We start from the raw sequence: 20,171 nt of genomic DNA, 5'->3' as shown, positions 1-20,171 counted from the left end.
GTCCCACCCGAAGGAGACCAGGTGACGAACGCCGCGATGCTGCGCAGACTGTGGCCGGAGTTGATGCTGCCACCGCCCGTCCGCGCTCTCTGGATCGCTTGCTTCCCCGAACTCCAGCGTCAAGCCGCCTAGCGCGACGTTCCTCATCGGACGCACAGATCCACGTTGACTCAGGACGCCGGAAAGGCCACCTCGACATCGGGGTTTCGGCCACGCGTTCGCGACCTGCTTTGAGGAACGGAGCACTAGCCACCCCGGGCGGGGCTTCGTACCGTCCGGTGGGATGGCAGAAGTCTCGGTACCCGATGGCGTGGGCATACATGGGATTTTTGGGAGCGTTTCAAGACGGGCACCGGCATCCCGGCCCGCCGCCAGCTGTTTCGCCCGCCGAACCTCACCGGGCGGCAAACCTCCCGCCCTCTGCCCCGCCTGCCATCCCGGCGACCGAACCCCGGATGACGACCGACATCGGCGACGCGCTGAGGCCTACTGGCGCAGCGGGCAGTGGTGGGGCGGCCCGCAGCTCATCGTCTGGCTGATCAACAAAGGCCACATGTCCGAAGCCGCGTACGCACTGCGGGAGGTCATGCAGATCAAGCGCATGCCCGACAAGCAGCGGCGGATTTTGCTCAGGCAGGCCAGGAGGCTGCAGGCCCTGGAACGCCAGTCCCAGGAACAGCCGACCCTCCCGCCCTCCAGCGCCTCGACGGCGGCTTCCGGCACCGACTCGGAACCGGCAGGTGATCTGAGCCCATGACCAATGAGGACGTCGTCCTTCGGCGCGAGCAACCGGACCGGATCGCTCCTCGGGCGTCTTCGGTCGAGGCGTGCTCCGATGTGGGCGCGCTGAACAGCTCCCGCTGCGCGTCGGTCGGCTCCTGAGGGGCGAGCTTCAAGCAGCGGCGCAGGGCCATGTGACCGACCGCTACACCAAGGCGATCGAGCAGCTCGGCTCCGACAAGCTCTGAGGTTCTGCATGGAAAGTTCTTCGTCTTGCGGGCAACTCACCACCCCATACATGCCTCGTGATGTCAACCCACTCCAGCGGTTGAGGCATATCGGCAGCTACGGCACCACCAGTTCAGCCTCAATAATCCCCAATCCTCCTTACTGTAAAGACATAAAAAAGTAACTGCCGTAACTTGACGATCACCACAAAGGAAGGAATTTAAAATAAATCAGCATTGATCTTGTTGGTAAATTTTGATAAATCCATCTACGGGCCGCCAAAATATTACCGTCAGTGATCATCTCGCAACGAGGTTCGATCTTGAGGTCGACAATTAGTTCTGATAGACATGATCTTATAGCGCATTCGCAGGACACCCCCTCTCCGGAAAGGCGTTACCTTGGAAAGAGTGGCAAGAAATTCCATCGGCAAACTAACCAGAATCCTTGCAGCATTACTAATCTTCATATCCGGCCTTGCAGTACTGGCTCCCAGCGCAAACGCGGACACGTGGCCATTCGATGGGAACCATCCAGACGGGGGAAATCACATCTACTGCTACGCCGGAACCGTTCCGAGCAACCTCAGAGATAATATGGAATCAGCTATATCTTATCTCAATGGGTACACCGACGCCGTAACTCAGCTACACACGACATGCAACCTCAGTGGGGCCGGACAGACCGATGTAGTATGGATGAATTACGGGTTGGGCGGTGTCAAGTTTGGAGGCACCGACTGCGACATCTATTGGGACCCTCCTTACGAGGAGCGGTGCGACAGATTCCGTGCGGTAGTCGACAAGAACAGAATCGACGGCGCGGCCTATCTGCGCGCAGAAAACCAATACACCAAGACCGCCTGCCATGAGATCGGACACACCGTCGGCCTGGCACATTACAGCGAGATGGTCGTGCCCCCGGAGGGTGCTGACTGCATGCGGGACGGCCTGTGGGCAGACGGAGAGCTGTGGACTCGAACTTATAATTATCATCACATCGCTCATGTCGACGCCTGGTTCTAGCAAATAACACCGCCCGGGGAGTGTCACTTGAAATCATTGAAACCTCGTCTCGCGATCGCTCTGATGCTACCCATCTTCGCAACCTTGGGTTGCGGAAGCGAAGGCGTATCACGACCTTCAGCAGAAAGAAGTACGCAAGCGATCGGGACGCAAAGCAAAATAGATACATCGCCACTTCGATCAGGTAAATTCGACTACCCCCACATGGATACGCCCGAAGAGCTGGTAAAATCTCGGGACCACGAAAGCATAATCATTGGCAGCGTCGAAGGGTTCGAGCAAGGGAGAGACATATACGATATTCCAGAAGATCCATACCCGGACAAGCGTGTCGTCATGCGCGTCCGTGTCGACTCGACAATAAAAGACAGGGGGCTTGTCAGTGACGGCCGCGTTTACCTGGACCTGGATCAAGGCGGTCTCTACCGCAGCGGAATACCTCGCACATCTCTCGATGACTTCCGGAAAGCTATACCCGCCGACACGAAGGTGATGCTCTTCCTTTTCCCGGACCAAAGACAAGCTCCCCGGATCGAAGGAGCGAGGAACGGCCTACCGGACGGAGCCATTCTGGCGACGGCTGACCCTCAAGGAGTGATTTTCGATAGCGGCTCGAAACTTGTAGGGGGCCATGAAGAGCTGGAAGGTGCGTGGCGGGGAATCGGAAGCATCGACGAAGTGGCACTTCGCGTCAGGAAGGCATTGGGCGTGGAGTGACTGATGATGCACCAGCGCCGCAGCGCTACCGCGCGGTCATCCGGAGTTTGTGAAGACAACTAAAGATCATGCGGTGGCCGCAGGGCATAGTGTAAGCCTTGGCGCCTGGCGCATCATGCTCGGACGTGTCGCCAACCGTTAGCTTGGTCTGGTAACACGGGCGGGCGGTGGAAACGCACGGTGAGACCAGTGCAGTGGATCTTACCCGAGGGGACCGCAGGCATATGACCTGTCGGTCCCTTCGCTTATCTCCAGCAACCATCTCGAAGGTTCGCGAACCAATACTTTTCTCCGAGGAGGCGTACCGATGCGCCATACGTCGTAGACCATCGCGTCGCAGCTCGTACCAGTCCTCCGTCCCTTGGTAGGGCCTGGTCGGCTTTGGACGCGACGGCGTGTCGGCCCCTTGAATTGGTGCCCTGCTCTTCAATGAGCGCATTACCCCGGTTGTTCGCTCTACCTGCTGAATGATCGCAGGGACGATCGCGATTCGAAACGGTCGCTGTGGCCATCAGGATCGACTGGAGACCCGCGCGGACTGTACGGCCGGATCTGCGGTATCGACGGTTCTGCTGCTGCCCCGGTCGACCGTCTGGGCGATCAGGAGTCCGGCGAAGGCCAGCACCGCCATCACAGTGCGTGCCGTGTGCAGGTTCCACCAGCGTTCGCGGGCATCCGCCCAGCCGGTCGGCGGCTGATCGGCATTCCAGGAGCTCGCGAGCTGATTGAGCGGCTCCAGCTGGGTCACCGTGAGCACGATCGTGCCCGTCACCAGCAGCAGGGCGGCGATGCCGAGTCCGAAGACGAGCCAACCACGCTGGTACGACAGTACGCACGTCGCCAGGAGTAATGCGAGGCAGGTGAGCAGGAGCACCGGCATGGCACGGCCGTAGTCGGTGTTGAGCGCCTGCCAGTACCGCACGTAGGCGGGTCCGGGGAGCCCGCGCAGCGACGGAGCGAGCACGGTGAAGAGGACACCGCCGGCGAACAGGCCGAGGAGTGACGTCGCCGTCGTTCGAACGATCTCCAGCAGCAAGGGGCGCATGCTCGTCCACCTCCGGCACTGAGCCTTACGAATTGGCTAGATCAGCACCATTTCATTTGAATATGTTCTAGTCAATACTCTGGCACGATGGTTCCCGATGAGCGAGAAACCCAAGCGGCGATACGTCAGCGACCTGCGGCGTCAGAATGCCGAGGCGACCCGGCTGCGGATCGCCGAGGCCGCCCGGACGCTCATGCTGGAGCGTGGCTATGCCGCTACGACGATGGCCGACGTGGCTCAGACCGCAGGGGTCGTCGTGCAGACCCTGTATTCGGCCTGCCCCGGCGGCAAGCCCGGCCTGGCGAAGGTCGTCTACGACGTCACTCTGGCCGGCGACGCGCAACCCGTCCCGCAGAGCGCCCGGCCACAGGTGCAGGCGATCATCGCCGAGCCCGATCCGGTACGGAAACTGTCCATGTTCGCGGCGATGGCTGTGACGATCCTTCAACGCGTCGGCCCGGTGCATCGCGTGCTGCGCGCCGCGGCAGCCGCCGATGCCGGATTGAGTGACCTGTTGGCGAGCACCGAACAGCAGCGACTGGTAGGCAGCCGGGGCCCGGCCGAGGATCTGGCCGCGATCGGCGCGCTGCGCACCGGACTGACCGTCGAGCGGGCCGCCGATCAGATTTACGCCTTGACCTCGTTCGAGCTGTTTGAACGGTTCACCGAGATCTGCGGCTGGAGCGTGGGCGACTTCCAGGACTGGCTGGCCCGGATACTGGCCGAGGCCCTGCTCGAACCGGCCGAACCTGAATGGCGCTGAGAAGGTGCCGGGCACCGCACCGGCTGCTTGGCGTTCCTACGGCATCCAAAAGGAGAGAGAGGGCCCGATCCCCTCGGCTCTCACCACGGAGCAGGGTAACCAGATGATCGATCGCTTCGAAGCGGGGTTCGACGGGTACCTCCGCTCGCAGGTGGACAGGAAGGGAACGCCGGGCGGATCAGGCCCGCCGGATCGAGGCGGGCCGGACGACGATGTCGGGTTGCAGGGGATGGTCGGCGTTCTGGACGCCGACGGCCGCGAGACCGCCCGCGAGCCCCGCCGCCGTACGGTGCAGCCAGAGGGCCGGGGCGTGCGGCCGCGCGGCCAGGTCCGGGGCGTCGACCAGGCCGTCGAGCTCCACGGTGACGGAGGATCCGGTGACGCGCAGCCCGGTGATCGCATGTTCGGCGGAGTTCCACCTGGCGGTGCCGGAGGCGTCCGGGGCGATCGACAGGGAGAGCGGCACCGCCCCCGAGGGCAGGTCGAGGCTTCCCGACCACGCGCCGCCGACCTCGGTGGCCGGTACGGAGGACAGGTCGTCGTCGGGTGAACCGCCTGCGCGTGCCAGCGGCGTGAAACCCGGCAGCAGGGCGGACAGGATGTCGTTGGCCACCGAGATCAGCAGATCCCTGCCGCTCTGCACGTTGGCCAGGGCCGCGATCACGATCCCCGCCGTGGGGACCGCGACCAGGTAGGCGGCCACGCCGCCCATGCTGCCGCCGTGGAAGGCGACGGACAGGTCGCCGTGGCGCCGCACGCCCCAGCCGATCCCGTAGCCGTCGGCCCCGGGCCACGGCGCGGTGGGACGGCGGCTCGCGGCGAGCGCCTCGGCGGGCAGGGGGCTCGTGCCGCCCGCGTGCGCGAGCCCGAAACGGAGCAGGTCCCGGACGCTGCACCAGGCCTCCGCCGCCGCGCCGTGCCCGGTGACGTAGGGCGGGTACGCCGAGCCCGACGAGGTGTGGCGCCGCGCGGCGCCGAGGCCGCCGTCCGGCTCACCGAACCGGGCCGACCGCATCCCCAGCGGTTCGAAGACCAGCTCGGAGAGCGCGTCCGCCAACGGGGAGCCGGTGACCTCCTCGATGACCGCGCCGAGCAGCTCGTAGCCGACGTTGGAGTAGGTCTGCCGGACCCCCGGCGGGAACACGACACGGGCGTAGGTCCGCAGCAGGTCGTTCCTGCTCGGCGCCCGATCGATCTCGTCGCCGTAGAAGAACCTGAGGAACGTCGGGAGACCACCGGTGTGGTTGGCGACCTGCCGGAGGGTGGGGACCGCCTCGTGGCCGGGCAGCGGCCGGTAACGCGACACCGGGGCGTCCAGATCGAGCGCGCCACGTTCGGCCAGGACGGCCAGTGCCGTGCCGACCATGGGCTTGGTGACGGAGGCCAGGCTGAAGGGCGTGTCGACCGTGGTGGCGACGCCGTCCCCGACCGAGGCCAGCCCGAACGCGGCTTCGAGCACCGTCGTCCCCCCGGCCGCGACGGCGAGCGCGGCTCCGGGCACCTCGCCCGAGTCGCAGGCGTCGCTCAGCCGGCGAGCCGCCTGGAGGACGAGGGCGCTGATCTGGTCACCGAGGGTCATTCCTGCTTCGCGGCTCCTGTTTGGGCAAAATCTGGCAAAACCAACCTATCGATCTACCGGGCCGGTCCCGTGGGCCGACCCGTTCGATCGCGAAACGCGGCGCTGGGGGAGCCGGTCGCGATTGAAGAGCGCGGCGAGGTGGTGAGGTCGGGGGCCGTTCGTTGGTGTCGCGTTGTGCGAGGCGGAGGGCCAAAAGCAGTGGTTTCCATGATCTGGGGGATTTGGCACGCTGTCGGCGTGCCAAATCCCCCAGGGAACGGCAAGACCCTGGTCACCGCCCCCGTAAATGGTCAACTCCGCCGTGCCGCGCCGGGAGCCGCTCTACTATCTGGCTCCCAGAGGTCGGGGGACGGGGGAGCGGTGAGTGGGTGGAGTTTGGCCTCGGGGGTCTACAACCCCGTGGTGACCGTGGACGGGCAGCGGTGGCGGGACTTTGAGCTGGAGTTCCAGGCGCCGGCGGCGGTGCCCCGGGAGCGGGAGCGGATGCGCTGGGGGCCGGCCCGGTTGGACCAGTGCCGGCCGTACGGGGTGGCGGGCGGGCTGGCCAGGCCCGATCCGCAGACCGAGGAGGACATGCTGCGGGCCGTCCCGGTCACCGAGCAGGGCACTCCGCGCCGCTTCCCCGACCCGCGCGGCATGTGGATCAGGCTGATCAACGGGACCGGGCCGGCCGACGACCCGTTCCGGGCCACCAACGCGATCGACTGCGCGCTGTCGGTGCTCTCCACCTGGTACGGGGCCCCGGCGGTGGCCGCGCCCCGGCGGCCCGAGTACGACCGGGTCGGCAGGCCGCTGCTCAGCGGCGAGGCCGGGGGAGTGGCCAGGGCGGAGCGGTGGCTGGGACAGCGCTTCCAGTACGTGGGGCAGGGGCGCCACGCCTACCTGCCGATCGCGCAGGCGCTGCTGGCCGGGGGGCACGGCTCCTCGGCCGTGGTCATCAACCGCTGGCCGGCCGGGGGCAGCCACGCGTGGAACGCGGTGAACTTCGACGGCGAGGTGATCTGGATCGACGGGCAGCGGGGACACATGGCGGTGGAGCCGCCGTACGAGTCGGTGACCGGCGTGTTCTGCGTCGTGATCGACAGGGAGGGGCGGCGGCTGTGAACCCGGACCAGGCCAGGGCGGTGGCGGAGGAGTACTTCAATGGTGTCCGCAGCGCGGGCGCCGCCGTCGAAATCAGGATTTATGCCTTTCAAGAGGGCTATGTCGCCTGGTCGAATGAGCCCGACTCCGACGATCCCAGCGTGCTGCCCGACACCGTCGGCTCCGGGTGCGTGGTCATCGACAGGGCCACCGGCGAGATCGTCATCCGGCCGCTGCTCAACCCCGAGACGGTGGCGGAGCAGTGGCCGGGACGCCGCCCCCGATAACGGAGACGTCCCGGCCACCATGCCCAACCTGCCCGGTTCCGCCGGGCCTCACCTCACGCTCGGGCCCGCTCGCGAACTCACGGCCCGGCGGCGCTCAGCCGCTCGCGAGCGAGCCCACCACCGAGGCGCGGGCCGCGCGCCGGGCGGGCAGGACCGCGGCGAGCACCCCGGCCAGGCCGGACAGCGCCACGAAGGACAGGATCTGCGGCACCGGCAACTGGAGGATGACGTTCTCGGTCATCGTCCGCGCGGCGGCCCAGCCGAACCCGATGCCCAGCACCACGCCGACCAGCGCGCCGATGAGCCCCAGGACCAGCGCCTCGACCGAGAGCATCCGCCGCAGCTGGGGCCTGGTCAGGCCGAGCGCCCGCAGCAGCGCCGACTCGCGGGTGCGCTCGTGGACCGACAGCGAGAGCGTGTTGGCGATGCCCAGCAGGGAGATGAGCACCGCCAGGCCGAGCAGCCCCGTGATGATCATCAGTATCATGTCGAGCGCCTCGTCGAACTCGCCCCGCACCTCCGTCGAGCTGGCGACCTTCGCCGTCGGGTACGGCCGCGCCGCCGCCTCGACGGCCAGCAGCGCCCGGTCGGGATCCACGCCGTCGGAGCGGTTGACGATCACCCGGCTGTCACCCACCTCGCCGAAGTAGCGGTCGAACTCCCGCTCCGGCACCGTCACACCGGAAAGGCCCGACTCCTGGTCGGAGACGCCCACGATCGACAGCTCGACCGCACCCGCCTTCGCCGTCCGCACGGTGATCCGGTCACCGACCCCGGCCTTGAGCCGCTCGGCGACATGGTCCGCGACCAGCGCCGTGCCCGGCACGAGCCGGTCGACCGAGCCCGCGTCCAGTTTCGGGGCGAAACCCGGAGCCGGGGTGAACGTCCCCACCTCGTATTTCTCGTCCCCGGTCGCGAGCCTGGCGGTGCTCGACCGGAACGCGACGACCGCGGTCAGCTCGGGCCTGGTCCGCAGCTCCTCGGCGATCGCCCGGGGCAGTTCCGAACTGCGATCCTGGCTCTGCACCAGGTAGTCGATCGGGAACTGCTCGTCGAGCTGATGGGCGTACGTCACCCGGATGGTGCCGGTGAGGACGGAGATGACGGTCATCAGCGTCACGCCCACGGTGAGCGCCACCGTGGTGGTCGCCGACCGCTTCGGGTTACGCCGGGAGTTGTCCACGGCCAGCCTGCCCGGCACCCCGAAGAGCCTGGCCGGAACCCAGCCCGCGAAGGCGGACAGCGGCTTCACGATCACCGGGCCGAGGGTCAGCACCGCCAGGAAGATGAGCGAGCAACCGGCCATGACCACGACGAGCGCGGACTCCCCGGGCGCCATGAACATTCCCGCCACGGTGATCCCCGTGCCCGAGACCAGGAAGAGCGCCGCGAAGATCATCCGTACCAGGCCGGCCCTGAAGGTCTGCTCCTCGGCCTGCGAGCGCAGCGCCGCGATCGCCGCCACCCGCGTCGCCGACCTGGCGGGCGGCAGCGCCGCGCAGACCGTGACGGTCAGGCCGATGACCAGGCCCAGCACGATCGTACGGGGCGTCAGAGAGGCCGCGACCGACGGCAGCGGCGCGCCGACCGCGGTCAGCACGGCCAGCGCTCCCGCCCCCATCCCGTAGCCGAGCAGCAGGCCCAGCACCGACGACAGCAGGCCGACCACCGCCGACTCCAGCACGATCGAGCCGAAGACCTGCCCGCGCGTCGCCCCGATACAGCGCAGCAGCGCCATCTCACGGGTCCGCTGGGCCACCAGGATGTTGAAGGTGTTGTAGATGACCAGCGCGGCCACGAACATCGCCACCACGCCGAACAGCAGCAGGCCCAGGGTGAGGAACTCGCTGCTGGCGCCGTTGGCCTTGGCCAGGTCTGCCGCGTACCGCTCACCGGTCTTGACCTGGTGACCCGCCCCCACGGCAGCCGCGACCGAGGCGCGCAGCGTCTCCTGGGAGACCCCCTCGGCGGCGGTGACGTCGACCTCCCTGAACCCCCGCTGCCCGGTCATCTCCCTGGCCGTGCCGGTGGTGTAGCCGACCGCGCCGCTGTACCCGATCTCCTGGTCCAGGCCGATGTCGAACAGGCCCACCAGGGTGAACTCGTGCCTGACGTTCTCCGAGTCGAGCACCGCGATGGTGTCACCGACCCTGAAACCGCGAGTCCTGGCCGTACCCTCGTCGAGCACCGCCTCCTTCGCGGTCCTCGGCGCCGTACCGCTGACGATCGAGGTACGGTTCAGCGCGCCCTCGGGCAGCGAGATCCCCACCGTGGGGTAGTCACCGGCCGCCTTGCCGTCCTTGCCGATCAGGGCGGACGTGCCCCGCACCAGCCCCTGGGCGTCGGCGACGCCTTCCGTGGCGCGGATCTTCTCCAGGGTCGCGTCGGAGAGGACCGGAGCCTCGCCGCCGCTGTCCGGCAGCGGGAGCACCGCGACGTCGATCCGGTCGGCCGCCGCCGCGAACTTCTGGGTGAAACCCGCCTCGATGGTGTCGGTCAGTACGAACGTCCCCGCGATGAAGCCCACACCCAGCGCGATCGCCAGCGACGTCAGCAGCAGGCGCAACCGGTGCGCGCGCAACCCGGCCAGCGTCGTCCTCAGCACCTCACGCCTCCAGCTTCATCAGCGTGTCCAGCACCGACTGCGGCGTCGGCCCCACCAGCTCGCTGACCAGCAGGCCGTCACGGAGGAAGACCACCCGGTCGGCGTAGGAGGCCGCCACCGGGTCATGGGTGACCATCACGATCGTCTGGTCCAGCTCGCGCACCGACGTACGCAGGAACGACAGCACCTCGGCACCGCTCCGCGAGTCCAGGTTGCCGGTGGGCTCGTCGGCGAAGATGACCTGCGGCCCGCTGATCAGGGCACGGGCGACCGCGACCCGCTGCTGCTGGCCGCCGGACAGCTCGGAGGGTTTGTGCCCCAGCCGGTCACGCAGCCCCACGGTCCCCACGACCAGGTCGAACAGCTCCGGGTCGGCCAGCCGCCCGGCGATCTCCAGCGGGAGCCGGATGTTCTGCTCGGCGGTCAGCGTCGGCAGCAGGTTGAACGCCTGGAAGACGAAACCGATCCGCTCGCGGCGGAGCAGGGTGAGCTGCCTGTCGTTGAGACCGGTGAGCTCCACGTCCCCGATGCGCACCTGCCCGCCGCTCACCGTGTCCAGCCCGGCCAGGCAGTGCATCAGCGTGGACTTGCCCGACCCCGAGGGCCCCATGATCGCGGTGAAGGCGCCGGACGAGAACGAGACGTCCACGCCGCGCAGCGCGTGCACGGCGGCGTCCCCCCGGCCGTACACCTTCGTGAGACCCCTGGCCGTCACGGCCGGCTCCGCGCCCTTTCCGCGCGCGCCCCACGCGCCGACCTCTCCGGTGATGGTCACGGCAGTTCTCCTCAACAACGTATGGCGTTATGACGTACAAAACGCTATTGGCGAGAAAAGCGGGATCCATCATGAATTAGGGCTGACCTGCGGCCCTACGCAGGGCCTACCCGGGAGGGAAGACACCACCTACGTCGCAGTACCACCTCGGCCATTCGGCCGATGGCGCCCAGCAGGGCCGACCAGGACAAAAGGATGCGAACAACTGAGACGGCTCGAACAGCCCGACATTGACGTGACGACCGTCCTCGGTGCCGGACAGCAAGCCAACCCTGTCTTCCGCACGTCACCCCGATCGACCTGGGCCGATCACCCATGAAGCAGTCGCTGTCGACCCGCGACGACGCGGCACGTACGGAAAGTGGGACTACTCTGCCGAAAACGGGGTGACCAGGCCGGACTCGTAGGCGTACACGACCACCTGCGCCCGGTCCCGCAGGCCCAGCTTGGCCAGCACCCGGCCCAGATGCGTCTTGACCGTCGCCTCCGCCAACTCCAGCCGACCGGCGATCTCCGTGTTCGACAACCCCCTCGCCACCAGCACCAGCACCTCACGCTCCCGCGCCGTCAACCCCGACAGCGCGGCCGGCTCGGCCACCCCCGCCGAGGGAAGATGCACCGCGAACCGCTCCAGCAGTCGCCGCGTCGTACTCGGCGCCACCACCGCGTCGCCACTGTGCACCGAATGGATCGCACTCACCAGATCGGCGGGCGGCACGTCCTTCAGCAGGAACCCCGACGCACCCGCCTTCAACGCCGCGAACGCGTACTCGTCCAGATCGAACGTGGTCAGGATCAGCACCCGAGGCCCCCCGGCCACCGAACGGATCAAGCGCGTCGCCTCCACCCCGTCCATCACCGGCATCCGCACATCCATCAGCACCACATCGATCTCGACCGCCCGCACCGCCTCCACCGCGGCGGCCCCGTTACCCGCCTCCGCGACGACCTCGATACCCGGATGGGCGCCGAGCACCATCCGGAACCCGGTACGCAACAACTCCTGATCGTCGACCAGCATCACCCGAATCACCCGGTCGTTCACCGCTCCACACCCGTCCTGCTCTCCACGGAACGCGTCCGATCGCCACCACGCCCGACCCGGACACCCACTCTCAAGCCGCCCGACCCGGCCCGGCCTCGCCGATCGGCAGCCGCGCCACCACCCGGAAACCACCACCGGAACCCGGCCTCGCCTCCACACTCCCACCGAACAGCGCGACCCGCTCCCGCATGCCGACCAGGCCGTGCCCGCCCTCTCGCCGCGGCGCCGCGGCACCACGACCGTCATCGGTCACCCGCAACAGCAGCTCCCGCACGCCGTACTCCATCTCCACCACGGCCCTGCTCTCCGGACCGCCGTGCTTGAGAGTATTGGTGAGCGCCTCCTGCACGATCCGATAGACGGTCAACTGCTCCCCCTCAGGAAGCCTCCGCGGCGCCCCGAGCACCCGGAACTCCACCGGCAGCCCGGACGCACGCACCCGCGCCACCAGATCGTCCAGCTGCGACAGACTCGGCTGCGGAGCGTACTCCTCCTGCACACCATCGGCCCGCAACACACCCACCATCCGCCGCATCTCCGCCAGCGCCCCGCGCCCCGTCGCCGAGACCGCCCGCATCGCCTGACGCGCCTGCTCCGGATCATGCTCGATCGCGTAACCCGCCCCGTCCGCCTGAACGATCATCACGCTCACATTGTGCGCGACCACATCGTGCAGCTCACGAGCGATCCGAGCCCGCTCCGCCGCCGCCGCCAACCGGGCCTGCTGATCACGCTCCCGCTCGGCCCGCTCGGCCCGCTCCTCCAACCCCTCCAGATAGCGGCGACGGGTGTTCGCGTAGATCCCCGCGATCCAGATCGCCACCGTGAACGCCGAGGCCGTGGCGAAGGCACTCACGTCGACTTCCGGCGCCCACCGGACGAACGCCAGAGCCAGCCCCAGCTCCACCACCAGACCCGCGCCGACCGCCCAGCGCAGCGGGCGCCGCGACGCCACACCGTACATGGCGACGAGCACCGAGACATTGAAGAACAACGGCTGGACACCGAGAAGCCACTGCAGGAAACAGGTCAGCGAGATGATCGCGAAGACCGCGACGGGACGCCGCCGCAGCCAGAGCAGCGGCGCGAACAGCAACAACCCCAGCCCCGCGAACCCCCACAACCCCAGCCTCGCCGCCCCCAACGCCGCCAGGTCACCCGTCCCGACGGCCCGGACATTGAGCACCGAGACCAGCAGGAACGGGCTCAGCCACAGCGCGTCCGTAATCCCGGGATGGCGCCTGCTCCAGGCGCGTAATCTGCCGAACACACCACCACGATACGTATGCGCGGATCACCGCCCTTCCCCCTGAAGACGGAGCCCGCTGTACGACCCAGGTCGCACGTCCGGCACGACTTACAGAGCCTTTACGGCCCCTGCGGCACCATGGTTTATGGGAGCACCCTCCGGGGTGAGTAAAGGGAGACAGTTTGTGATGATCAATCACAACGACGCCGGGTCGCGCGGCATTTAGACCACGCCGCGCGACCTGACGTTTTCCCGTTCCCCCTGCCACACCGGATACCGCTCCGCGCCCGCTCGGACGCTTCGGTGATCTCCTCCGAACCACCCGCTTACCCGCGCGGACCCACAGGATTTCTCCCGTCCGGCGATGGACATCGTGCCGTTCCGGGCGACGCCGGCCCCACGAACGGTCGACCGGAGCTCACGCGGGTGACTCACCGAAGCCGTCCCCCACGGCGAAGCGACCCGAACCTACGTCTCCGGCCTCACCCGCCACACCGGACGCGGCGGCACGGTCCTCCGCGAGGACGGATTCGCGCAGTAGTTGAACGGCCCTGCGTATGACCGCTGATCTCGACGCGAACCGTCTTTCGGTCCGGCAATATTCTATGAAGAATGAATCCTGGGCCGATATTGTTATGCTGGTGTCTATCGACTTCGTGTCGACCGGTTGGCTTTGAATTGTTTTGTGGGGTCGACGGGATTCGAACCCGCTCTGGACGGTACCTAAAACCGTTGCCTCTACCGTTGGGCTACGACCCCTGTTTCTCCCTGCGAAATTCTCTGTCTGTGAATGGCAGTTCGGGCAGAGGAAACGCAGGTCTTCTTTTCTGTTGTCCAGCCAGTTGCCATTGATATGGTCAACGTGAAGCGTCAATGCCTGGCCCTGCCAGACGCCCTCGATCTTACAGCCCGCGCAGCGGTATGGCATCCCGATCTCGATCAAGCTGCGCCTGAGCTGCCCGGGGTCTGGGCGAGGGCTGCCCTCCGATCGTATGGCGAGAACCTGTTCCGGGCGACTGCGTCGTGGTGAGGGCTTCCCTCTGTTGGGGGAGACCCTGCGAAAGTGCGACGTGTCGATTCCGAAGCGCTTCAGCTGGCGGCTGATGTGGGCGTGGTTGCCGCCCGCGACGGTGATGCCGAGGCGGCGGAGGACGTCGGTGATGCTGAGGGAGTTGGCCGCGGCCTCCGCCAGCATTTCGGGGGTGTATTTGTATTTGACGGGCACGCGTCAAGCCTAGGCAGCGGATACGACAATTCTCGACGCGTGCCAACGTCATGATAAATGGCTAAAAAAGGGATTTACTCGACGCCGAGTTCGCGGCGGAGCCGGGCCACGTGGCCGGTCGCCTTCACGTTGTAGAGAGCTTTCTCGACCTTGCCGTCGGCGTCGATGACGAAGGTGGAGCGGATGACCCCGACCGTCGTCTTGCCGTACATCGTCTTCTCCCCGTAGGCGTCGTAGGCCCTGTGGACCTCCAGCTCCGGGTCCGACAGCAGCGGGAAGGTCAGCGCGTCGCGCTCGACGAACTTGGCGAGCTTGGCGGGGGTGTCCTTCGAGACGCCGAGCACGGCGAGGCCGGCCGAGGTGAGCGAGGCCAGGCTGTCGCGGAAGTCGCAGGCCTGTTTGGTGCAGCCGGGGGTCATCGCGGCGGGGTAGAAGTAGAGGATGACGCGCCTGCCGCGGTACTGCTCAAGCGACACGGTGGTGCCGTCGGCGGCCGGAAGCGTGAAGTCCGGGGCGGCGTCGCCCGGCTCGAGTTTCATGGTGTCCCTCCGAGGAATGGTTCCCGGGTCAACTTACCGGCCTGTCCGAAGTGCCGTGGGTGGTCCGGACCTGACAGACTGATCGATGTCAAGGAGTAGGGGAGGAGAGCCATGGCGGACACCGATCCCGCGGAGTTGGAGCGGCAGATCGAGCGCACGCGCGCGGAGTTGGCTCAGACGGTGGACGCCATCGCGGACCGGGTGAGCCCCAAGCGGGTCGCGGAGCGTGGTGTGGCGAAGGTCAGGGCGAACGCCGAGCATTTCGTCGCCCAGGTCGGTGACCTGGTGACCGGTGCGGCGGGGCCGAAGCCGGTCAGGCTGGATGGGGAGCCCGAGGATCTGTGGGCGGACGACCGGCCGGATCTGGCACCGATTCTGATCGGTGTGGGCGCGTTGCTGGCGGTCAGTGCGGTGATCATGTTGTGGCGGCGCCGCCGGCCGTGACCGGTGGACGGCACCGTCGCGCGGCGGTGGGTGTGCTTCGATGCCTCCGGCCGTACGGATCCGGCGCCGATCCTGACCACTGTGGGGACACCGGTGGTCGGAGGTCCCGAGTTGAGTAGGGGTTTACTCATGCGCCTTTTTCCTTGCTCGCGGAACATTGCGAGCAAGGAAAAAGGAGGGTAAATCCGTGAAAAGCATCATTCGCGCTGCGGTCGTGGTGGCGGCGACCACCGGTCTCATGCTGACGGTGGCTCCGGCCGCCTTCGCGGCGGCGGCGCCGGCGTCGGCCGCGCGCGACTTCGACGACAGCTTCGACCAGGAGTCCAGGAACGGTCTGGCCACGGTCGAGGCCGAGTACTCGGTCGAGGGCGACGACGAGGACGAGAACACGTTCGCGCTGCGGGGCGGGTTGTACGACGGTGACAGGCGTTCGCTGGCCCGGGGCGGGCGGTGTGCCTACTTCGAGGTGCAGGCCGCCTCGTCCGATGACGAGGACTGGAATGCCGTCAAGCGCGTGAAGCAGTGCGGTTATGACGACACCAAGTACTTCCGCGTCAAGGCGCACGACGTCAGCGAGGTGCGGGTGAGGACCTGCCAGATCAGCTACCGGGGTTGGTCCACCTACAAGTGCAGCAGGTGGTACGAGCTCGACCTGGGCTTCTAGAGGTTTCCGCCGAGCCCTGACACGGGGGTCTCTCCGGGCGCGGGGGCGGCGCGGGCCTCCGGGGCCGGAGGGTGGGGATGAGACGCGAGCGGGCACCCGCCGATGGGCGAGGTGTCCGCTCCGCGTGCACGGGTGGTGGGTCAGAGGAAGGTGCGGCCCTCGCCCCGGTAGGTGGGGACCTCGTCCACCACCCTGTCCCCGTCGATCAGGTGCAGACTGGCGAAGCGCTCGCAGAGCTCGCCGGCCTTGGCGTGCCTGAACCAGACCCGGTCGCCGGTGCGCAGGTCCTCGGCGGCCTGTCCGACCAGGGGGGTCTGGACCTCGCCGGCTCCCTCGTCGGGGGCGTACCGCAGCCCGCACGGCAGGTAGGGCTGGGGCAGGCGGTCGGCGCCGGGGGCGCCGGAGGCCGGGTAGCCGCCGCCGAGGACCGTGACGACGCCGGGTGCGGGGCGGCGCACGACGGGCAGGGCGAAGAGGGCGGCGGGGTGGCCGCCGAAGCCCCGGTAGAAGTCGAAGAGGCGGGGGTGGAAGAAGCCGGAGCCGGCGGCGATCTCGGTGACGGCCCTCTCCCTGGCGGTCTTCTCGATGCTGCCGGTGCCGCCGCCGTTGACGAACTCCAGGTCGGTGATCTGGCGGACGGCCTGGACGATCCGGCCCCTGCGTGTGATCAGCTCGCGCTGGGAGCGGGTCTGCATCAGGCGGATGGCCCGGGTGAGGGCGGGCTTGCCGGGAGGGTCGTCGCCGACCCCGGCGATCTGCGCCTCGTACGCCATCACGCCCACGAGGCGGAATCCGGGGCGTTTGGCGATCTGGGTGGCCAGGTCGGCGGCCTGGTCGCTCTCGCGGACGGGGGAGCGGCGGACGCCCGCCCGGAACCGGCCGCCAAAGGCGAGGTAGCCCGCGTCGATGTCGAGGCAGACCCGGATCTCCTGGCGGTCGCGGACGCCGGCGACGGCGGAGTCGACGAGGTCGAGGTGGTCGATCTGGTCCACCATGACGGTGATCTCCCGCGCGGCGAGTGGTTCGGCGGCCAGCTCGGCGAGCGCGGCGCGGTCCACCGTGGGGTAGGCGACGAGCACGTTCCGCATTCCGGTGGAGACCAGCCAGAGGGCCTCGGGGAGGGTGAAGGCCATGATCCCGGTGAAACCGTCCATGGCGAGGATCCGTTCGAGTACGGCCCGGGACCTGACGGACTTGCTGGCGACCCTGATCGGCTTGCCGTGAGCCCGATGGAGCATTCCCTCGGCGTTGGCGCGCAGGGCGGGCAGGTCGAGGACGGCGAAGGGGGGGTCCAGGTGTGCGGTGGCCCGGTTGTAGCGCTGGAGGTCGTCCATGTCCGCAGGATAACCCGACCAGGGAGAATATGAGCAGTGTTCATATTGATGGAGGGTGCTCAATGCTCCCGCAAGGAGGGCCCCAAGATCGCGCAAGAGGGTGGTTGATCCCGGCCTCGCCCCCGCCGGAACGCGTACACCTGACCGAATGACGACTACTCTCCAGGACGTCCTGGCGGGCTCGGCGGGCACCGGGAGCGCGGGAGGCAGGGCGGCCGAGCAGTTTCAGGACGTCCGCCGCAGGTCGGTGCGGCTGCTTCGGCCGGGGAGGGCCCCGGCGGGCGTGTCGGCGGCACTGGTGGCGTCCGTCGTGCTGTCGGTCTCGGCCGCGGTGACCGTGGGCCTGCTGATGGAGTCGCCCCTCGCGCGAACGCCCTACCGGCGGCTCGTCAACGGGGTCGGCTCGTGGAGCTGGTCGGACCCCGTCGTGTTCGCCATGGCGGTGCTCGCCATGGCGGCGGGCCTGCTGATGCTCGGGCTCGCGGCCCTGCCGGGACGGCCCAGACTGGTGCCGCTGGAGTCGGGGGATCCGCACCTGGTGATCGGGATCACCAGGTCCGGACTCTGCCGCACGCTGGGGGAGGCGGCGGCGTCGGTGGAGGAGGTGAACGGGGCACGGGTCCGGCTCGCCTCAAGGATCGTCGAGGTCACCGTGTTCACCGAGGCCGAGCGGACCGGGCCGGTGCTGCGCGGGGTGGGCGCGGCGGTGGGTGACCGGATGGCGGGCCTGGGCGCGATGTGCGCGGGCGACGTCGTGGTGCGGCTGCGCAGGCGGAGGGTCAGATGAGACCGTACCTCGGCAACCGGATCGGCCTGGCCGTCACCGGCGCGGTGCTGGCCTGCGCCGGTCTCTACGCCTTCCTGCGGGGACGTGGTGACCTGCCCGGCCAGCCGCCGGGGGCCAGGCTCGTGCGCGGGGGGTTTCCCGGGTGGCTGGCCGCGCATCCGTGGCTGGGCTGGCTGGTCGCGCTGCTGCTGGTGGTGCTCGCGCTGCTGGCGGTGCGGTGGCTGCTACACGCCCTGGGCTGGAGACGGTGGGGCAGGCGGACCGGAACGGGGACCGCCATGCTCGCTGTTGCCCTTAAAGAAGTCGAAGGGCTCGTCCGGATTCGGGTCAGGTACGTAAGGCACGAGCGGTTGCGGATCAGTGTGGGCTGCGCGCCGGGGACCGATGTCGGCAGGCTCGTGGCGCGGCTGAACAAGGACGCGGTGGGGAAGGTCAGACGGGCTCTCGGGGAGGTAGAACTCGGCACGATGGTTCGGCTGCACGTCCGCCGGCGCTGACCTGCCGTACACCGGCTCCTCGACGGGGCTCGCGTACACCGGCCGCTCGGCGGTCCTGCCGTAGGCCGGTTCCTCATCCGGTTCCGCGTCCTCCGCCTCCTCGGGGGCGCTCTCCCGGTGCCGGACGCCGAAGGCCAGTCCGGCGGCCAGGCAGAGCAGCGGGAGAGCGGGCACCACGTAGCGGTGGTCGAAGGCCGCGATGAAGGGCGGCAGGATCAGCAGCATGGTCCCCGCGGCCCAGGGCAGCAGCACCGCGCCGCCGAGCCGCCGCAACCGCATCAGCACGCCGACCAGGCCGACCAGGCAGATCACCGCGAGGAACGGGCCGCGCACGAAGCCGTGCTCCTGGTAGCCGCGCAGCCAGCCCGCGTACGGCTCGGCCATCGTCGGCGCGCCCGAGGAGCCCTGGTAGGCCACGGTCAGCTGCTCGGCGGTCTTCCCCTGCGAGGCGGCCCCGGTGGAAAAGGGGCGCGGCGTGTCGGGGAAGACGTAGGCGCTCTGCGGCCCGGGGGTCGGGTAGACGCGCCGGGTCCAGTCGAAGATGTGGACCGCGTCGTCCAGGCCCGCCCGCAGGAAGTCCAGGGGCTGGGCCTTGATGGCCTGGGTGGCGAAGGCGCCGGCGAGCGCGTCGCGTTCGGCCCAGCTGCCCTTGACCTTGTTCAGCGGTGAGGCGCCGTCCCAGATGTAGACCGGCGGCGCCGCGCGCCGCCCCACCGGTTCCGTGGGGCACAGTGCCGCCTCGGGGCCGGTCGGCTGGATCCTGGCGCAGTCGGCGAAGGTCATCGTCCGCGCCCACAGGAAGGTGTTGCCCCGGGTCAGCGCGTAGCCGCCGTGCTCGGATTCGAACCAGGCGGCGTACCCGCCCAGGCCGATGGCGGCGGCCAGGGTCGCGGAGACGACGGCCCGCCACCCGGCCCGGCGGATCACCAGGCAGACCAGCGCCACGGCGATCAGCGGCAGTCCGATGGTCCGGGTGACCGTCGCGGCGGCCAGCAGCAGGCCGGCCAGCGCGGCGACCCAGGTGGCCGGGCGTCGCCGCCACAGCAGCAGGGTGACCGCCAGCACCGCCAGGAACTGGAAGAGCAGGTCCGCCATGACGAGGTGTTCGAGCTGGATCTGGTGGGCGTCCAGCAACACCGGCAGCGCGGCGAGCGTCGCGCCCCATCCCGGCAGGCGGCCCAGCCTGCGCAGCAGCAGGTAGACGCAGAGCGCCACGGCCAGCCCGAGCAGGTGCTGGACGACGACCACGGCCTGGACGCTGGCCAGCGGCTTGAGGATCCACAGGAACAGCGAGTAGCCCGCGGGACGGGACTCCAGGGGACGGGGGTCGAGCCCGGCGCTCAGGTAGACGAAGGAGTCGGCCCAGAACCACAGGGCGGGCCGGTAGCCGAGCACCGCCAGGGCGCGCAGGCCGCCGCCGGCCAGCAGGGCGGCGATGAAGAGCCAGTGTGCCCCGAGGAAACGGAGCACCCGCGAGGCGCGGTTCGCCGGGTGCGTTCCCGTTACCACCACGACCTCCCGAGTCCCGCGGACATGGCCACCCAGCATAGGCGCGAGATG

General features: G+C 68.5%; 19 protein-coding genes and 1 tRNA gene. 10 read left to right on the top strand and 10 right to left on the bottom strand.

From position 1 onward, the window contains the following. The first annotated feature begins 553 nt into the window (after positions 1–553). The 4 genes from AB0J58_RS03820 (at position 554) to AB0J58_RS03805 (ending at position 2,690) form a co-directional block, all read left to right on the top strand. Entirely contained in the window at positions 554–757 is a 204-nt protein-coding gene (locus AB0J58_RS03820) for a hypothetical protein (RefSeq protein WP_364209781.1), read from the top strand. Positions 758–827: 70 nt separating this feature from the next. Further along, on the top strand, positions 828–968 hold the full coding sequence (locus AB0J58_RS03815; protein WP_355616471.1) for a hypothetical protein: 141 nt from the start codon (positions 828–830) through the stop codon (positions 966–968). A 390-nt stretch (positions 969–1,358) separates the two neighbouring features. Then, positions 1,359–1,973 (top strand): hypothetical protein, encoded by a 615-nt coding sequence (locus tag AB0J58_RS03810; protein ID WP_364209778.1) that lies wholly within the window; start codon positions 1,359–1,361, stop codon positions 1,971–1,973. Positions 1,974–2,177: 204 nt separating this feature from the next. After that, positions 2,178–2,690, top strand: coding sequence for a hypothetical protein (locus AB0J58_RS03805; RefSeq protein WP_364209775.1), 513 nt, complete (start codon positions 2,178–2,180; stop codon positions 2,688–2,690). Between the two features lie 511 nt (positions 2,691–3,201). Here the strand turns inward: AB0J58_RS03805 and AB0J58_RS03800 are convergent. After that, positions 3,202–3,735 (bottom strand): DUF1772 domain-containing protein, encoded by a 534-nt coding sequence (locus AB0J58_RS03800; protein WP_364209772.1) that lies wholly within the window; start codon positions 3,733–3,735, stop codon positions 3,202–3,204. Between the two features lie 97 nt (positions 3,736–3,832). On the opposite strand from AB0J58_RS03800, the gene AB0J58_RS03795 reads away from it, so the two are divergent. Next, positions 3,833–4,498 carry a helix-turn-helix domain-containing protein gene (locus AB0J58_RS03795; RefSeq protein ID WP_364209769.1) on the top strand — a complete coding sequence of 222 codons (666 nt, stop codon included), beginning with the start codon at positions 3,833–3,835 and terminating at the stop codon, positions 4,496–4,498. 178 nt (positions 4,499–4,676) lie between these two features. Here the strand turns inward: AB0J58_RS03795 and AB0J58_RS03790 are convergent, their stop codons facing one another. Continuing rightward, the gene (locus AB0J58_RS03790) at positions 4,677–6,077 is read right to left on the bottom strand and encodes a serine hydrolase domain-containing protein (RefSeq protein ID WP_364209766.1); all 1,401 of its coding nucleotides are present in this window, start codon (positions 6,075–6,077) and stop codon (positions 4,677–4,679) included. A 360-nt stretch (positions 6,078–6,437) separates the two neighbouring features. On the opposite strand from AB0J58_RS03790, the gene AB0J58_RS03785 reads away from it, so the two are divergent. Together AB0J58_RS03785 and AB0J58_RS03780 are read left to right on the top strand one after the other, a co-directional pair. Then, entirely contained in the window at positions 6,438–7,181 is a 744-nt protein-coding gene (locus AB0J58_RS03785) for a toxin glutamine deamidase domain-containing protein (protein WP_364209763.1), read from the top strand. Next, entirely contained in the window at positions 7,178–7,447 is a 270-nt protein-coding gene (locus AB0J58_RS03780) for a hypothetical protein (RefSeq protein ID WP_364209760.1), read from the top strand. The genes AB0J58_RS03785 and AB0J58_RS03780 overlap by 4 nt, the downstream gene beginning before the upstream one ends. Before the next feature lie 94 nt (positions 7,448–7,541). Here AB0J58_RS03780 and AB0J58_RS03775 read toward each other — a convergent pair whose 3' ends face one another. The 6 genes from AB0J58_RS03775 to bcp all read right to left on the bottom strand — a co-directional run bounded on the left by AB0J58_RS03775 (position 7,542) and on the right by bcp (position 14,885). Next, entirely contained in the window at positions 7,542–10,052 is a 2,511-nt protein-coding gene (locus tag AB0J58_RS03775) for an FtsX-like permease family protein (RefSeq protein WP_364209757.1), read from the bottom strand. A 1-nt stretch (position 10,053) separates the two neighbouring features. Then, positions 10,054–10,827, bottom strand: a complete 774-nt coding sequence (locus AB0J58_RS03770; RefSeq protein WP_364209754.1) for an ABC transporter ATP-binding protein — start codon at positions 10,825–10,827, stop codon at positions 10,054–10,056. A 367-nt stretch (positions 10,828–11,194) separates the two neighbouring features. Then, positions 11,195–11,860 (bottom strand): response regulator transcription factor, encoded by a 666-nt coding sequence (locus AB0J58_RS03765; protein WP_364209834.1) that lies wholly within the window; start codon positions 11,858–11,860, stop codon positions 11,195–11,197. Positions 11,861–11,942: 82 nt separating this feature from the next. Next, the gene (locus AB0J58_RS03760; RefSeq protein WP_364209751.1) at positions 11,943–13,142 is read right to left on the bottom strand and encodes a histidine kinase; all 1,200 of its coding nucleotides are present in this window, start codon (positions 13,140–13,142) and stop codon (positions 11,943–11,945) included. Between the two features lie 665 nt (positions 13,143–13,807). Beyond that, positions 13,808–13,880 (bottom strand) — tRNA-Leu (locus AB0J58_RS03755). Positions 13,881–14,420: 540 nt separating this feature from the next. After that, on the bottom strand, positions 14,421–14,885 hold the full coding sequence (gene bcp / locus AB0J58_RS03750; RefSeq protein ID WP_364209748.1) for a thioredoxin-dependent thiol peroxidase: 465 nt from the start codon (positions 14,883–14,885) through the stop codon (positions 14,421–14,423). 111 nt (positions 14,886–14,996) lie between these two features. Between bcp and AB0J58_RS03745 the strand changes: the two genes are divergently transcribed. After that, a complete protein-coding gene (locus tag AB0J58_RS03745; RefSeq protein ID WP_343975446.1) occupies positions 14,997–15,329 on the top strand; it encodes a DUF3618 domain-containing protein in 333 nt (110 codons plus the stop codon). A gap of 187 nt (positions 15,330–15,516) precedes the next feature. Then, complete coding sequence (locus AB0J58_RS03740; protein ID WP_364209745.1) at positions 15,517–15,993, top strand: hypothetical protein; 477 nt, start codon at positions 15,517–15,519, stop codon at positions 15,991–15,993. 140 nt (positions 15,994–16,133) lie between these two features. On the opposite strand, the gene AB0J58_RS03735 is transcribed toward AB0J58_RS03740, so the two are convergent. Beyond that, positions 16,134–17,327, bottom strand: a complete 1,194-nt coding sequence (locus tag AB0J58_RS03735; protein WP_364209742.1) for an amino acid deaminase/aldolase — start codon at positions 17,325–17,327, stop codon at positions 16,134–16,136. 148 nt (positions 17,328–17,475) lie between these two features. Between AB0J58_RS03735 and AB0J58_RS03730 the strand changes: the two genes are divergently transcribed. Continuing rightward, complete coding sequence (locus AB0J58_RS03730; RefSeq protein WP_364209739.1) at positions 17,476–18,114, top strand: DUF6286 domain-containing protein; 639 nt, start codon at positions 17,476–17,478, stop codon at positions 18,112–18,114. A gap of 224 nt (positions 18,115–18,338) precedes the next feature. Here AB0J58_RS03730 and AB0J58_RS03725 read toward each other — a convergent pair whose 3' ends face one another. Beyond that, positions 18,339–20,120, bottom strand: coding sequence for a hypothetical protein (locus AB0J58_RS03725; protein ID WP_364209736.1), 1,782 nt, complete (start codon positions 20,118–20,120; stop codon positions 18,339–18,341). Positions 20,121–20,171 lie beyond the last annotated feature (51 nt).

This window comes from Streptosporangium sp. NPDC049644 (genome assembly GCF_040675205.1).
Lineage (GTDB): Bacteria > Actinomycetota > Actinomycetes > Streptosporangiales > Streptosporangiaceae > Streptosporangium > Streptosporangium fukuiense.
The sequence above is the reverse complement of the archived record's forward strand: the minus strand, read 5'-3'. Positions and strand labels throughout refer to the sequence as shown.

Excerpts from the sequence above, each read along its gene's own strand:
- AB0J58_RS03820 (WP_364209781.1), top strand. The coding sequence starts at position 554 with ATGTCCGAAGCCGCGTACGCACTGCGGGAGGTCATGCAGATCAAGCGC.
- AB0J58_RS03805 (WP_364209775.1), top strand. The coding sequence starts at position 2,178 with ATGGATACGCCCGAAGAGCTGGTAAAATCTCGGGACCACGAAAGCATA.
- AB0J58_RS03800 (WP_364209772.1), bottom strand. The coding sequence starts at position 3,735 with ATGCGCCCCTTGCTGCTGGAGATCGTTCGAACGACGGCGACGTCACTC.
- AB0J58_RS03795 (WP_364209769.1), top strand. The coding sequence starts at position 3,833 with ATGAGCGAGAAACCCAAGCGGCGATACGTCAGCGACCTGCGGCGTCAG.
- AB0J58_RS03790 (WP_364209766.1), bottom strand. The coding sequence starts at position 6,077 with ATGACCCTCGGTGACCAGATCAGCGCCCTCGTCCTCCAGGCGGCTCGC.
- bcp (WP_364209748.1), bottom strand. The coding sequence starts at position 14,885 with ATGAAACTCGAGCCGGGCGACGCCGCCCCGGACTTCACGCTTCCGGCC.
- AB0J58_RS03745 (WP_343975446.1), top strand. The coding sequence starts at position 14,997 with ATGGCGGACACCGATCCCGCGGAGTTGGAGCGGCAGATCGAGCGCACG.
- AB0J58_RS03735 (WP_364209742.1), bottom strand. The coding sequence starts at position 17,327 with ATGGACGACCTCCAGCGCTACAACCGGGCCACCGCACACCTGGACCCC.
- AB0J58_RS03730 (WP_364209739.1), top strand. The coding sequence starts at position 17,476 with ATGACGACTACTCTCCAGGACGTCCTGGCGGGCTCGGCGGGCACCGGG.